11 protein-coding genes are annotated in these 13,202 nt (G+C 71.8%); 4 read left to right on the plus strand and 7 right to left on the minus strand.

Annotated elements, in window-relative coordinates:
• The first annotated feature begins 72 nt into the window (after positions 1-72).
• Positions 73-1,044, plus strand: a complete 972-nt coding sequence (locus tag ACFWPA_RS08455; RefSeq protein ID WP_378569990.1) for a hypothetical protein — start codon at positions 73-75, stop codon at positions 1,042-1,044.
• 64 nt (positions 1,045-1,108) lie between these two features.
• Here the strand turns inward: ACFWPA_RS08455 and ACFWPA_RS08460 are convergent, their stop codons facing one another.
• Entirely contained in the window at positions 1,109-1,696 is a 588-nt protein-coding gene (locus tag ACFWPA_RS08460; protein ID WP_378506771.1) for a hypothetical protein, read from the minus strand.
• Positions 1,697-1,855: 159 nt separating this feature from the next.
• On the opposite strand from ACFWPA_RS08460, the gene ACFWPA_RS08465 reads away from it, so the two are divergent.
• Both ACFWPA_RS08465 and ACFWPA_RS08470 read left to right on the plus strand, forming a co-directional pair.
• Positions 1,856-2,365 (plus strand): DUF3558 domain-containing protein, encoded by a 510-nt coding sequence (locus tag ACFWPA_RS08465; protein ID WP_378569991.1) that lies wholly within the window; start codon positions 1,856-1,858, stop codon positions 2,363-2,365.
• Positions 2,366-2,438: 73 nt separating this feature from the next.
• A complete protein-coding gene (locus tag ACFWPA_RS08470) occupies positions 2,439-2,771 on the plus strand; it encodes a hypothetical protein (RefSeq protein WP_378569992.1) in 333 nt (110 codons plus the stop codon).
• 33 nt (positions 2,772-2,804) lie between these two features.
• On the opposite strand, the gene ACFWPA_RS08475 is transcribed toward ACFWPA_RS08470, so the two are convergent.
• Together ACFWPA_RS08475 and ACFWPA_RS08480 are read right to left on the minus strand one after the other, a co-directional pair.
• Positions 2,805-4,067 (minus strand): hypothetical protein, encoded by a 1,263-nt coding sequence (locus tag ACFWPA_RS08475; protein WP_378569993.1) that lies wholly within the window; start codon positions 4,065-4,067, stop codon positions 2,805-2,807.
• Positions 4,068-4,157: 90 nt separating this feature from the next.
• A complete protein-coding gene (locus tag ACFWPA_RS08480) occupies positions 4,158-5,597 on the minus strand; it encodes an MFS transporter (protein WP_378569994.1) in 1,440 nt (479 codons plus the stop codon).
• Between the two features lie 102 nt (positions 5,598-5,699).
• Between ACFWPA_RS08480 and ACFWPA_RS08485 the strand changes: the two genes are divergently transcribed.
• On the plus strand, positions 5,700-6,377 hold the full coding sequence (locus tag ACFWPA_RS08485; RefSeq protein WP_378506776.1) for a helix-turn-helix domain-containing protein: 678 nt from the start codon (positions 5,700-5,702) through the stop codon (positions 6,375-6,377).
• A 34-nt stretch (positions 6,378-6,411) separates the two neighbouring features.
• On the opposite strand, the gene ACFWPA_RS08490 is transcribed toward ACFWPA_RS08485, so the two are convergent.
• The 4 genes from ACFWPA_RS08490 to ACFWPA_RS08505 all read right to left on the minus strand — a co-directional run bounded on the left by ACFWPA_RS08490 (position 6,412) and on the right by ACFWPA_RS08505 (position 13,131).
• Positions 6,412-7,551: a DUF3322 domain-containing protein gene (locus ACFWPA_RS08490; protein WP_378569995.1), complete on the minus strand. Its 1,140-nt coding sequence runs from the start codon at positions 7,549-7,551 to the stop codon at positions 6,412-6,414.
• Positions 7,548-10,958, minus strand: a complete 3,411-nt coding sequence (locus ACFWPA_RS08495) for an ATP-binding protein (protein ID WP_378570040.1) — start codon at positions 10,956-10,958, stop codon at positions 7,548-7,550. The genes ACFWPA_RS08490 and ACFWPA_RS08495 overlap by 4 nt, the downstream gene beginning before the upstream one ends.
• A 5-nt stretch (positions 10,959-10,963) precedes the next feature.
• Positions 10,964-11,518, minus strand: a complete 555-nt coding sequence (locus ACFWPA_RS08500) for a DUF4194 domain-containing protein (RefSeq protein WP_378570041.1) — start codon at positions 11,516-11,518, stop codon at positions 10,964-10,966.
• Positions 11,519-11,598: 80 nt separating this feature from the next.
• Positions 11,599-13,131, minus strand: coding sequence for a DUF3375 domain-containing protein (locus ACFWPA_RS08505; protein WP_378569996.1), 1,533 nt, complete (start codon positions 13,129-13,131; stop codon positions 11,599-11,601).
• Between the last annotated feature and the right edge of the window lie 71 nt (positions 13,132-13,202).

A 13,202-nucleotide genomic window follows, 5' to 3' on the forward strand; every position in this document is an offset into this window, starting at 1 on the left:
CCGAGGAAGTCGGGGGAACCGTAGCCGTGGACGGCGCATCGAACCAGGTACACACACCTTGGGGAGGCGCACATGGGGTACACCACCGAATTCACCGGCCAGATCCGGATCGATCCCCCGCTGAACGCGGCGGAACGCGACTATCTGACCCGGTTCGCGCGGAGCCGGAGGATGCGGCGCCCCGCCGGTCCGTACGCGCTCGGCGACGCGACCGACGAGCACCTCGACATCGCGCTACAGAACAATCCGCCCTACGGGCAGCCCGCGCTGAACTGCCAGTGGGTGCCCACCGCGGACGGTTCCGCGCTGGAATGGAACGGCCACGAGAAGTTCTACCGCTCGTCAGGGTGGATGACCTACCTGATCGACACGTTCCTGCGGCCCGGCGCGTTCCTCCGCAACGAGATGCGCTACGAGAGCGCCTGCGAATTCCCGCCCCAGCTGGCACATTTCACCTTCGACCACACCCTCACCGGGACCGTCGTCGCGACCGGGCAGGACGGCGCCCGGTGGTGCATCGAGGTGATCGACAACGAGGTGGCGGTGCGGGAGGTGAACGGACCCGCCCCCGTCGAATACGCGGTGTTCGTGGTGCCGCGGCACGACGACTACCAACTCGACCGCGAATTCGACGCGGCATTCGACCTGGGCCGCAACCAGTTCGCACGGATCAGGGCCGACGATCCGACGCTGCCCGAACTCGTCGCCGACTGCGTGCGGTCCGTGCACCCCGGCGTCGTGGACGGCGACTTCGAGGGACTCGCCTCACTGGTCGACCCGGGGATCGGGCTGCGGGTCACCATCATCGACGATGCGGTCCGGATCGGGCTGCTCGCCGACCCCGGACTCGACGACGCCGACCACACGTTCGGGCTGGTGCAGCGACTGGTCGCGGCGCTGACCGTGCAGCTGGGCTGGATCGCGTTCGACCCGGCGCAGCGGGTCGCGGTGCGCCCGACCACGGCGTTCCGCAACCGGGCGATCGACCTGATCCGCGGCTGGATCGACGAACCCGAGGGGCGCTACCTGTGGAACGTGGTCTGACGGGACGGCCGGTGCGGCGCCCCGAAGGGTGCCGCACCGGCCGCAGGTCCGGTGGTTGCCGCTGCTACTGCTGCGGGGCGCCGACCGGGATGCTGTCCCCGAGATCTCCGGCCTCGGCTGCGTCGCCACACCCGCAGTCGCCGCAGCCGCAGCCGCCGGCGCCGCACTCACCGGCGTAGCTGTCGTCGTCGGCATCGCAGTCGAGGGTGCCGCCGAACCGGGCCGCGAAGTCGTCGTCCAGCTCGTGGGTGAGGTCGTGCAGCTCGTCGACCAGATTCAGCAGGTGCTGCGGGGCGAACGGGTCCGCGTCCAGGATCGTCGACGCAAGCAGGTGCCCGTCGTCGAGGACGAAGCGCAGCCGCGGCCACTCGTGCGCCAGCCCGACCAGCTGGTCGGCAGCCTTGTCGCCGTCGGTGAGCCCGTCGAGCAGGGACGCCCACACGTGCAACTGCGGGCCGTCGTCGGCGACCGTGACGAACACCCCGAAGCCGTGCACGGGGATGACGATGTCACCGTCCTCGTCGGTCTCCGGTGCCTCGCCGAGCAACTCGGTCAATGCCCGCACACACAGCGTGTGCAGTTGGTCGCGGTCCTCGGTGGCGACGGCGAAAGCTCCGTCGAGCTGCAACGGCTGGTCGTCCTGGTCGGTCATGGTTCCTCTTCGCTGGTGAGCGCGGTAGCGGTCGCCGACCACGGTAGCGTGCCCGGCCGACAACAACGGTGCGGAGTGACGGACGGAACCAGCAGCGGACCCGCCGCGTCTGGGTACTGTGAGCGGACATTCTGCATGGGGGTGTGACGGATGAGGACGGTGGGGATACTGCTGTTCGCGGCGGCCGCGGTGGCGGTCGCCGGGTGCGGCACGGTCAGCGGGGAGGCGGGGCCCGAGCAGCCCACCGCCAGCAACCCGGCGTTCGATCCGTGCGACGACATTCCAGACGACGCGATCCGTGCGGTCGGGATGGATCCGGCCACCGAGTCGCGGGACATTCTCGGGGTGCACCAGCCGGGGTGGAATCTGTGCGGATGGAACAACGCGACGCACTTTCTGTCGGTGCTCGCGACGAACTATTCCATCGAGGATGTCAGGCGGAACGCTGACTACGAGAGTTTTAGCGATTCGACGATCGGTGAGCGATCAGTCGTGCAGTACCACGATGCGACGGATCGTGCCGGGACCGATTGTGACCTCGCGACCGCATCGGCTGGTGGCGCGGTCGTCATCTCAGTATCGGAGTCAGGTGAGAGACCCGCTGATCAACAGCCGTGCTCCGTGGTATGGGAAGCAGCGACGACGTTGCTTCCATTTGTCCCCGAGTAGTCAGTCCTTGATAGCGATCGGAGCCAACTTGCCGGAAAATGAGGTCTCAGAATGGAACTCGCTGGGTACTGCGGTGGACGAAGGTCGGCTCAGCCTTGAGCGTGGGGTGGCGACGAATTGCGCGCGGGCCTGTGCGGAGTTCGCCGACGAGCTTCGCGCACTCCGCGAGCGGGCGCGGCAGTTGGGGAAGATCGACGGATTCGGCACCTTCCCCAGCGGCATCGCCCTGGCGACGAAGTTCAGTCGCAAGGCGGTCGGTGGCGACTATTCGATGGTGCAGGCGTTGACCGATCACATCGCGGAGGTGGAGGCGATGCGGGAGGTGTTCGAGCGGATCGAGGCGCGGTACGCGGCCGCGGAGCAGCGCGGCGAGGAGCGGTTCGCGGCGATCGATCCGGGTCGCTGACCCCGCCCACCCGAGGTCGGCAACCGGTCGCGGTCAGTCGAACGGGTCTGGTTGGTCGGTGTTGAACAATTCCATCTGGCGCGGGCTCGGCGGGCCGAGCGCGACCACCCGCAGGGCGGCGCGGAGCGAGTCGACGGTGGCCTGCCAGCCCGCCATCTCGTGATCGCACGCCCCGGCCTCCTCGTCGTCGCCTGCGCCGCGTGCCGCGACACCCGACTCCCGCCATTCGTAGACCTGCTCCTCACAGATGTCGAGGTAGCGCAGGATCGTGTCCCGGTCGTGGTCGCACACCCGCGCGACCTGACCGGCATCGAGTGTCCCGGTTCCGGTGGCGTCCAACTGGATCAGCGTGAGCAGCCCGGCTGGCAGGTCGTCGGCGGAGTCCCGGTCGGGCTGCGCGCGCGCCGCCGCGCGGGAGTCGTCACAGAATCTGCCGCCGAGCCGCTGCTCGAACCGGTCGTCGAGGGTGCGCAGGAAGGTGGTCATCCGGTCGAGATGATCGCTCAGCTGCGCGCCGGCATACGGCGACCCGGGGAGGTCGATGACGGCGTTGATCTGATCGGCGGTCAGCGTCAGCCGGATGAAGGTCAGCTCCGCGTTGAGGTCGGCGAGCACCTCGGCGGCGCGGGTGCGTCCGGTGACCTCCCGCAGCAGCGGCACCAGGATCCGGACCTGCGGCTGCTTCGGATGGGGGAGCACATATCCGGCGAATCCGTCGAGGGTGACGGGAAAGTCGTCGTCCTCGTCGGTGATCGGCGGGGTGCCGTATTTCCAGGCCAGCGTCCGCGCGACCGCCTCCCGCAGCTCGCGCGGGTCGGCCGGGTGCTCCAGTTCGGGCAGCGTCATCGGCGCCGGCTCGACCGGTGCGTCCGCCATCGCCGCGGTCAGGGTGGCCGGGCCGGCGCCGGTGCGGGCGTGCACGAAGCTCGGATGGGTGAGGCCCGCGATGTCCCGCAGCACGGTCACCGATGCCGCGGCCGCGCGGTCGACCTGCCGGATCGGCACCTCGAGCGTCACCTGGTCCGGGTGCCCGGGCTCCTCGTCCCACCCGCCCGCGCGGGCCGCGTCGAACAGGACGCTGTCGACCGCGAGATCGTCGTGGCGGGCGGTGCAGACGAGGTGCATCCCGGCCCGCCAGAAGTCCACCGTCACCAGCAGCGTCGTCCGGTCCACCGACAGCGCCCCGAGCACCAGCGTGTCGTCGTGCTCGAGCAGCGCCAGCCGGTCGGCGAGGGCGGTGCGGAACTCCCGCCACGCACCGTCGACCGCGCTGTCGAATGCCTGTCCGTCGGACATCGGGGCCCCCTCCTGCGTGACGATCGTCGATGCGGACGGTACCGGCGTGCACCGACACGACGGCCGCCGCGGCGTCGACGGCCCAGGTCGTCAGGCCCTGCGGGAGTGGGCGACGAGGGCGACCGCTGCCGCGACGCCGACGAGGCTGCTGGCCGCCGCCACCCAGAACGCCAGCGAGTACGGGTAGGCGGGGTGGCCCGCGACGGCGCCCATCGCCAGCACCGCCGTCACCACCGGTGCCGCGGCCGCTGACCCGACCGTCCGCACCACACTGTTCAGTCCGACCGCGGCGGCGGTCTCCGCCGCGGGCGACAGGGCCACGACGAGTTGCGCGCAGATCGCGTACCCGATCCCGTTGCCGATGCCGAAGACCGCGAACCCGACGACCACGCCCCAGGTGGTCGGCCACAGCGCGAGCCCGGCGGCACCGACCGCCATCACCGCCGCGGCGATCACCGCGGTGCCGCCACCGCCGCACCGGGCGACCAGCGCGGGCGTCACCCGGCCGCCGACGAAGACCATGACGGCGCTCGGCAGCATCGTCACGGCCGAGACGGTCACGCTCATGCCCTGCCCGAATCCGGTGCTGGTCGGCGCCTGCAGAAGCAGTGGCAGCGCGACGTAGCAGACGTACGGGACGAACCCAATGACGACGGTCAGCACGCTGACCAGCGCGAGCGCGCCGTGCCGGAAGGTCCGCACGTCCACCACCGGTGCGGCGCTGCGCAATTCGACGCGGATCAGCAGGCCGAGCAGGACGAGACCCGCGGCGCCGACGCCGATCGTTGACGGCGACGCCCACCCCCAGGCGCCGCCCTGCGATACCGCGAGCAGCACGCCGACGAGTCCGGCGGTGAGCAGGATCGTCCCGGGCCAGTCGGTCGATCCGGCCGCCCGCGGCGACCCGCCGCGCGGCACCCACACCGCGACCGCCGCGGCCGACGCGACGATCAGCGCCGCGGCGACGACGAACAGCCAGCGCCACGACAACGCGTCAACGACCACCCCGCCGAGCACCAGCGCGATGCCGGCGCCGAGGCCCACCATCCCCGGAATCCAGCCGAACGCCGTCGCCAACTGCCGCCCGGTCAGCAGGTCCCTGGCGAGGGCGAGCGCCAACGGGAAGGTGGCGGTGCTCACGCCCTGCACCACCCGCGCCGCGAGCAGCACCCCGAGATTCGGGGCCGCCGCGGCGACGAGGGTCGCGGCGGCGAAGACGAGCACCGCGGCGAGCAGCACGCGGCGGTGTCCGAGCCGGTCCCCGAGGTTTCCGACGACGGGGGAGAGCACCGCGCCGGCGAGCAGGAAGGCGGTGAGGATCCACCCGGTGCCCTGCGCGGTCGCGCCGAGGTCGCGGCCGATCGTCGGCAGGGCGGGCACGACGAGCGTCTGCATCAGCGAGAACGCGAACACCACCGCGCTCAACGCGAAGATGAACAGTCCGGGGTGCGCGACCCGGTGATGGTCGGGGACGGCCGCGGGCGCCGCGGCCTCGATCCGGTCGGGGATCGTCTCGGGTGGCATTGGCATGGCGTGCTCGCTTTCGGTGCGCGTGGCTCAGATTCCAATCGGAACGGAATGTTCGTTCCGATTGAAAGTAGCACGCCGGAAGCGGCCCCTACACTGAGCGCCATGCACGCGTCCTCCGAACCGGGTCGTCCCCTGTCCGGCCGGCAGCGGGAGGCCCGGTCCAATGACCTGGCCGTGCTCGCCGCCGCCCGCGAGGTGTTTTCCGCCCAGGGGCACGGCGCCTCCATGGCCGACATCGCCCGCCACGCGGGCGTCGGGATCGGATCGATCTATCGGCGCTACCCGACCAAGCAGGACCTGGTCGGGGCGCTGCACCTGCAGGGGGTGCGGGAGGCCGGGCTCCTCGTCCACGCCGTCGCCGACGAGTGCGCCGCCGCAGCGCAGGCCGCGCGCGGCGGCGAACCGTCGGGCGCCGTCGCGACCTTCCTGTCCCGGCAGATCACCGGTGCCACCGGGCCGATCCTGCGACCGCCGGACGTCGGCAGGCTCATCGACGAGGAGCTCGCCGCCGCGTCCGAGGACCTGCGGTCCGGGCTGGAGCGTCTCATCGCCCACGACCGCGCGTTGCGCCTCATCCCCGAGGGATTCACCGCGGCCGACGTGATGCAGCTGCTGCTGCACCTGCGCCCGCCGCTCCCCGGCCCCCGCGCGCACGCCGACGCGCTGCACCTGCGTTACCTGCAGTGGGTCGTGCGGGGCCTGCGCGAGCTGGCGCGCGCGGACACCGCGCTCACCGACAGTCCCGAGTGGGACGAGTGGATGGGGTACTGGCGGGACTGAGTCGACCGGCCCAGGTGGTCGGCGACCACAGCGGTCAGGGGGAGGGGGCGTCGTCGAGGTGCTCGAGCACGTACGGCCACGGGATGCGTTCCTGCTCGAGTCGCAGACCCTGCCTCCGCAGCATCGCCAGGGTGGCGGCCTCGTCCTCGGTGAGGGCGGTGAATTCGCCGGTGGCCGGGGCGGGTTCAGGGACCGCGAGGCCACCCCAACGGTCGAGGGTGGTGCGGTCCATCAGCACGCTCCGCACACCGGGCAGGTGGTGGCGCAGCCGATCGAGGATCGCGAACCCGTGACTGTCCAGGTCGCCCCAGTACCGGACCGCGGTACCGGCCAGCCACGGCAGGGCCGCCACCTCGTGCACGGCGTACCCGCCGCCGTGCACCGCGACCGTGCCGGGCAGGTCGGGCAGCGCGTGCACGCCCTCCTTGTTCTCCAGGATCAGCACTGTCGCTGGCCGCAGCGGCAGGGTCGCGAGTTCGTCGATCGACGCGGCGAACACCCGCGGTGCGCCGGGTAGCAGACCGCGGTCCAGGACTGCGACGTCGAGCAGCCGTGGCAGCGTTCGCACCCCGAGCACGCCGTCACCGCGGATCCCGGTGAGCAGAGTCTCGGTCAGCCCGCGGTGCCGGGTGATCCACTTCGTGTCCACCCCCGGCACTGGAAGCTGCCGGATCAGCAGCCCGGACGCGGGATGCTCGAGCAGCCACCGCAGTGCCCCGCGGAGCCGGTCGAAGTCGGTCTCGTCCAGCGCATCCCACGCGGTGGCGGTGGACGCGAGGGCGGCGGGCAGGTCGGGCGCGTCGGGGGCCAGCGTCAGCAGCCGCGCCCGGCGGGCGAGGAGCCGCCGCCACTCGTCGGCGCGGCCCGCGGCGTCGGCGATGGATGCGGCGCCGCGCAGCACCACCCGCATCGGCACCTCCTGCGTGCCGAAACTCGGCCAACGTCGGGTCACCCATTCGACGTCGCCTGCGCCGTCGTGGCCGCGCCACACCCGCACCCACTCGCGGATCGCATCCGGGTCGGCGGCGACAGTCGCCTCCGACGGTGGGTGCAGTGCCACCGACAGCGAATCGTATTGCGCCGCAGCCGGATCGGTCAGCCAGCGCCGGCGTCGGGAGGTATACGCGGCGCGGGCCTTCACCGCGACCGCGGGCGGGGAGACGCGGCCGGTCACGCGGGGTCGGCGCCGTCGTCGGTGGGGGACCCGGACACGACCGGGTTCGGGCCCGCGGCCGCGGCGCTGGTCTCACTCGCGGCGTCCGTGCCCGGTGCCGGCTCGGCGCGGGGTGCTCCGGGTGTGTCGTCCTCCCAGCCGATCAGCGCGATCTGCGAGTACCGGTTGTCGCGGATGCTCACCGCTGCCGCGCCGCCGATGTACTCCTCGAGGGTCTGCAGCAGCTTCAGCGGGGTTGCGAGCACCATGTGGAAGCCGAACTGGGTGAACACGTCCAGCGCGCGCCGGGTGTAGGCGGAGTCGGCACGGTCGAAGGCCTCATCCAGGATCACCGTCCCGTACCGCGGCACGCCGTCGCCGTCCGGGGCGAGTTGGTAGCGCAGCGCCGCGGCGAGGCAGAAGAACACCAGCTTCTGCGCCTGACCGCCGGACAGCCCGGAACTCGAGTCGTGATAGTTGCGGACCTCCCCATCGCCGTCGACCTCGACGCCGATGAACCCGACGTGCAGGCGGGTGTCGAGGACCTGCCGACGCCAGCGCTGGTCGGCGGGCTCCCCGGACGCGAGCCGGTCCAGAACCGCGGACATTCGCGCGAACCGTTGCTCGGCGGCCGGTCGCCCCTCGTCGTCCCAGGCGCCGCTGTTGATCGCGTTGAGGTCGTCGAGGAACTCGGTGGCGGCGGGGGAGCGGCGTTCCCGCACGTCGATCCGCAGCCACCGGTCGGTGTCGAACGCGGACCGCTGCAGCGACACGTTCACCGGGTCGACACGGGAGCGGATCTCGCCGGGTGCCTTGCGGATCGCGCGCGCCAGTTCGCCGATGTTGCGCACCGACTGGTCGTGCAACAACTGGAAGAAGCGGTCCTCGTACTGGGGCAGCCCGTCGGACCGCAGCCGCGCCAACACGGTGAGGGCGTCGTCGACGTAGTCGGCATCCGCGCGCAACTCCCCGGCGCGCGATTCCCAGCGCGCCAGGTACTTCGTCAGGAGGCCGGTGATCCGCGTGTTCGCGGTGGACAGGTCGTGCTGGGCGCGACGGTTCTCGTCGGCGATGGCCTGGCTCACCGTGTACACGGCGCGGTCGATGTTTGCGGACGTCAACCTGCGGGACACCTTCGCGAAGCGGGCGTCGATGCGGGCGTCGACGGCGTCCGGCACCTCCGCGGTCGCCGCGTCCCGGGCCTCGGACACCTTCGCGTCGAGCTCGTCGAGCTGTTTCACGTGCATCGTGAGCGTCGCCTCGGCGTTCGATCGTGCCGCCGCGGCCTCCGTCTCGGTGACTCGGGTGCGGTCGAGTGCCGCGGTCAGCGCGGCATGTTCCGGATTGTCCTGCTGCCAGCCGGCCAGCCGGTCGTCGAGGGCGGCCAACGTCGACTCGGCGGCGGCCAGATCGATGTCCGTCCACTGCGCGTCGAGGACGGTCTGCGCGGACTGGTTCTGCCGGGCGAGGTCCCGGTCGCGGCGGTCGAGGTCATCGAGACGGGTGGTCAGCGCGGTGACGGTGGCGTCGAGGTCGCCGATGCGGCGGCGCAGGTCGGTGAGCTTGGCCTCGTTGTCGAAGCCGAGCACCCAGCGGCTGCGGTCGTCGACGCGGCGCCGGTCATCCTTCTCGTGCCGCTCGGCGGAATGCTTGACCTGTCCGGCGCGGGTCACGGCCTGCGGGTGGTCGGGCAGGTCGTCGACGGAGTCGACGCAGGCGTAGTCGAAGTGGTCGGCGAGATGCCGGTGGATCCACCCGGACATCGGTCCGGTGGCGACGTCGACGCGACGCACCAGCGACGACGGCCCGGTCTGCGTCGTCGGCGCCGACGTGATCCGCACCCGCCGGTACACCAGCCGGGCGCCGAGGTGGGTGCCGTCCACCGCGGCGGCGACGTCCGGGTAGGCGTCCTCGGGGACAAGCATGGTCCGGGCGAAACCGCCGAGGACCCGCTCGATCGGCCCGGTCCACTCGGTGTGCTCGGCGCGGACCGCGATCAGTTCGCCCGCAAAGGGCAGCTGGTCCTCGCCGAGCCCGGTTGCCGCGCAGAGGGTCTCCCTGACGCGGAGGAGTGCGGGGTCGATGTTGGAGCGGCGGCGGGCCAGCGCCTCCCGGTCCTCGGTGAGGCGGTCGCGGTCGCGGGCAGCGGCGGCCCGCCGGTCGGAGATCCGGTAGCGCTCGCCGAGTCGGTCCTCGTGCCCGTCGGCGGCGTGCGCGAGCTGGTCCTCGAGTTGGGTGCGCAGGACGACAAACTCCTCCGCGGTGGCGGGGACCGCCCCGTTCCACGCGGTGACGGCGTGTGCGATCCGGTCGCGTCGGGCCCGGACCCGCGCCACGGTGCGGACCTCGGCGTCCCGCTGCGCGGTCAGGACGGACAGGCGTCCACCGTCGACCCCCTCGATCCGGACGCTCAGGTCGACGGTGTCCTGCCTGGCCCGCTGCGCGGCGTCCGCGGCCTCGACGGCGCCCGCCTCGAGCAGCGGTGTGCGGGCCCGCATTTCGGTCTGCTCACCGAGGAGCAGCTCGAGGGACCGTTGGGCGCGGACCGCGTCGAGGTGCGCGGTCTCCTCGTCGGTGTCGCGGCGCGTGGTGAGCGCGGTGCGGCGAGCGGCGGCGAGCTCGTCGAGCGGGGCTAGGGCGTCGACCTGGTTCCGTGCGTCGACGACGACGCGGTGCGCGTCGCGCAGGTCATGGAACTGCGCGACCGCGCGGTCGGCCATGTCGAACGTGCCGGGGGTGTCGAGCATGTAGTCGCGCAGCAGCTGGTCGAGGCTGCTCAGCGACTTCGCGGACAGCGTGCGGTGCAGCAGCCGCTGCGCGCTCTCCGTCGAAATTCCCAGGCGGGAGCGGAAACTGCGGGCGAACGGGCCGTAGGACGGGTTGACGGTCGCGTCCGGCCAGCGTTTGCGGATGCCGCGGGTGTCGATTCCTCGGGTGACGAACGGTGCCAGCTCGGTGAGGTCCAGTTCCTGGTCGAGGATCAGGTGCAGGTGGCCGACGTCGGCGACCGCGTTCTGCCCGCGCCCGAGGTGCATCAGCTTGACCAGCGTGACCGGCGGTTCGTCGCTGCCTGTGCGGTAGGTCAGCGCGACCGCGCTCCAGGTGGCGCCGTCGCGCAGGTAGGCAGTGACCAGGCCATCGGTGTCGACGCCCGCCTCCCGCCGCCACGCGCCGCGCACGTAGCTGACCAGGGTGCGACCCGACTTGGCGGATTCCTGGGCGGCGGCGTTGAATTGAACCCGGTCGCCGGGCATCAGCACCGAGGAGATCGCGTCGATCAGCGTCGACTTGCCGGAGCCGGAGTTGCCGGTGATCAGAAAGCCGGTGCGGGCCACCGGGACATCGTGGTGGCCGTGCAGGGTCCCCCAGTTCACCACCTGCACGCGGGCCAGCCGGCGCTGGCCGGGATGCACCGGCGTTGGCGCGATGGTGGTCACGGGGACTCCTCCTCGGCGATCCGGCGGAACTCGGCGTCGACGGCGGCGACCTGGTCGGCGTCGAATAGTTGCCGCAGCACCGGGGAGATCTCCATCCGGTCGTCGGTGCTCGTTCTTGACAGCAGCGAGTACTTTCCGAGCTTCGTCCACGACGCGGTGACCCGTTTCGCGTAGCCGGCGGGGTCGGTGTCGCCGCCCGCGCGGTACATCTCGAGTTGTTCGGCGATCTCGTCGCGGTCGACGATGACTCGCTCCCCGGGTTGGGCCCGCAGCAGCCGCTGCCGCAGCGCGAGCAGCATGACGGTGTCCATGAACGTGAGTCGTTCGGTACGCAGCACGGTCGGGGTGTCGAGATCGCCGGTGTCCGCGGGCCGGGTGAATGCGAGTTCGTTCTCGTCGTCGACGACCAGGTCGAGGAACACGTCCGCGACCCGGGACCGCAGCAGCCGCTCCTCGCGGACCACGGTGCGCCACACCTCCGGGTGTTTCGCCGCGGTGATCAGCGGACCCTTGAGCAGCTGAACCAGGGCGCGGCGGGTCGGCAGGTCCAGGTCGCCGGTGTCGCCGGGATAGCGGGCGGTGGGCGGTTCGAGATCGGCTGGCGGATCGGCGTCGGCTGCGGCGGTCTCGGTCACGGCGTGACCTCCTGGATCGGGACGTCGAGTGGCCGGTCGGCGGCGGTCGCGGACGGCGGGCCTGCGCGGCGGGTGAACTCATCGGCGGTCGGATCGAACAGCAGCCGCCGGATCGTGGCGCGGCGTTCGGTGCCCGCCGCGGACGTCCACCCGATCTCCTCGACCTCGTCGACGCGGTGCCCATGCCGGGTGGCGAGCACCATCAACCCGACCGCGCTGGCCAGGCCCTGGGTGGCGGGATGCGCGCGCAGCACGTCCCCGACCGAGGCGCGGCCCCGGTCGCGGAGCGTGGCGGCGACGTTTCCGGTCAGTTCGTCGAAGTCGATCTCCGACTCGCGGACCAGGCGGCGCAGGTCCTCAAGGTCCACCACGCCCGGCTCCGCGGTCCGTACCGGCTCGGTCACGAGGTCGTCGCTCGGATTGTGCAGTCGCAGGGCAGCGACCGATTCGATGCCCATGCCGATCCGCACCAGGTCCAGGCCGACGGTGTCGAACGGGCGGCGGACCTTCGCGACCGCCACCGCCTGCTGCTGCGCTGCCCGCAGCAGTTTTTGCAACCGCCGGTGCTCCTCGTAGGTGCGGGACTGCACGAAATGGCGCAACGAACGGGAAAGCGATGTCATCGTCGAATGAACCTCGGACGCAGCGGTTTCCATCTCGGTGAGCAGCGCCCGGAAGCGGCGGCGCTGGTCGGCGTCGAGGGCGGCGGCGAACGGGCGGTCGAGGATCGCGTCGATCCAGTCGTCGAGCTGCGTGGACCGGGCGGGGTCGAGGATCATGTCGTAGAACGCGGTGAAGCTGCGGCCCGCGTCGGACTGGCCGATCAGGTCGACACCGCGGAACACGTCGCCGAGGGTGTCGCCGCGGTCGGTGTCGTCGTCGAGGATGCGGGCCCGAAGGTCCCGGTTCAGGTCCTCGAATCCGGCCCGGACCCGCGCGAAGTCGCCCGGCACCTCGGAGGCCAGCGCGAGGATCTCCGCGGACCGCTCGACGGCCCTGGCCCCGTCGAGGATCGGGAAGTCGCCGGACTCGACGGCCGCGATCTGCCGGTCCAGCTCGTCGCGTTCGGCACGCAACGCGGCCAGCCTGCTCTCGCTGCGGGGGTCGGAGTCCCTGGCGAGGGCCTGCAGTTGCGCGGACAGCGTCGTCAGCCGCGACTCCGTCACCGTGCTGACCTGCCCAGTAAGGCCGGCGACGAACGTCATCGCCGCGAACGCCCCGTCGGTCGGTTCCAGGGTCTCCTCCCGTGCCGCGTCGCTGCTGCGGCGCAGCAGAAATCCGGCGCGCACCCAGTCGGCGCAGTAGCCCTGCCCGGTGCGGGGCAGATCGAATCCAGCGTCCCGCAGCTCCTGCAGGTCCGCGTCGAGCAGCGCGAACAGTTCCGGGGCCGGCAGGCGGCGGGTGCCGTGGTCGAAGTGCCTGCTCAGCAGGGCGAGGACGGCGGGCGCATTGTCGGAGCGCAGCAGGGACCAGCCGGAGCTGTAGTGACGTTCTCGCTGGAGGCGGTGGACGTCGCCGGTTGCCGACACTGTGCCTCCTCTCGTCGCTGCCGATCGTGCGGGGCCATCGTGTCACGGGCGACCGACACGTTCGCGCCGTC

The organism is Rhodococcus sp. NPDC058505 (genome assembly GCF_042720095.1).
Classification (GTDB): domain Bacteria; phylum Actinomycetota; class Actinomycetes; order Mycobacteriales; family Mycobacteriaceae; genus Rhodococcus_G.

Excerpts from the sequence above, each read along its gene's own strand:
- ACFWPA_RS08455 (WP_378569990.1), top strand. The coding sequence starts at position 73 with ATGGGGTACACCACCGAATTCACCGGCCAGATCCGGATCGATCCCCCG.
- ACFWPA_RS08460 (WP_378506771.1), bottom strand. The coding sequence starts at position 1,696 with ATGACCGACCAGGACGACCAGCCGTTGCAGCTCGACGGAGCTTTCGCC.
- ACFWPA_RS08475 (WP_378569993.1), bottom strand. The coding sequence starts at position 4,067 with ATGTCCGACGGACAGGCATTCGACAGCGCGGTCGACGGTGCGTGGCGG.
- ACFWPA_RS08480 (WP_378569994.1), bottom strand. The coding sequence starts at position 5,597 with ATGCCAATGCCACCCGAGACGATCCCCGACCGGATCGAGGCCGCGGCG.
- ACFWPA_RS08485 (WP_378506776.1), top strand. The coding sequence starts at position 5,700 with ATGCACGCGTCCTCCGAACCGGGTCGTCCCCTGTCCGGCCGGCAGCGG.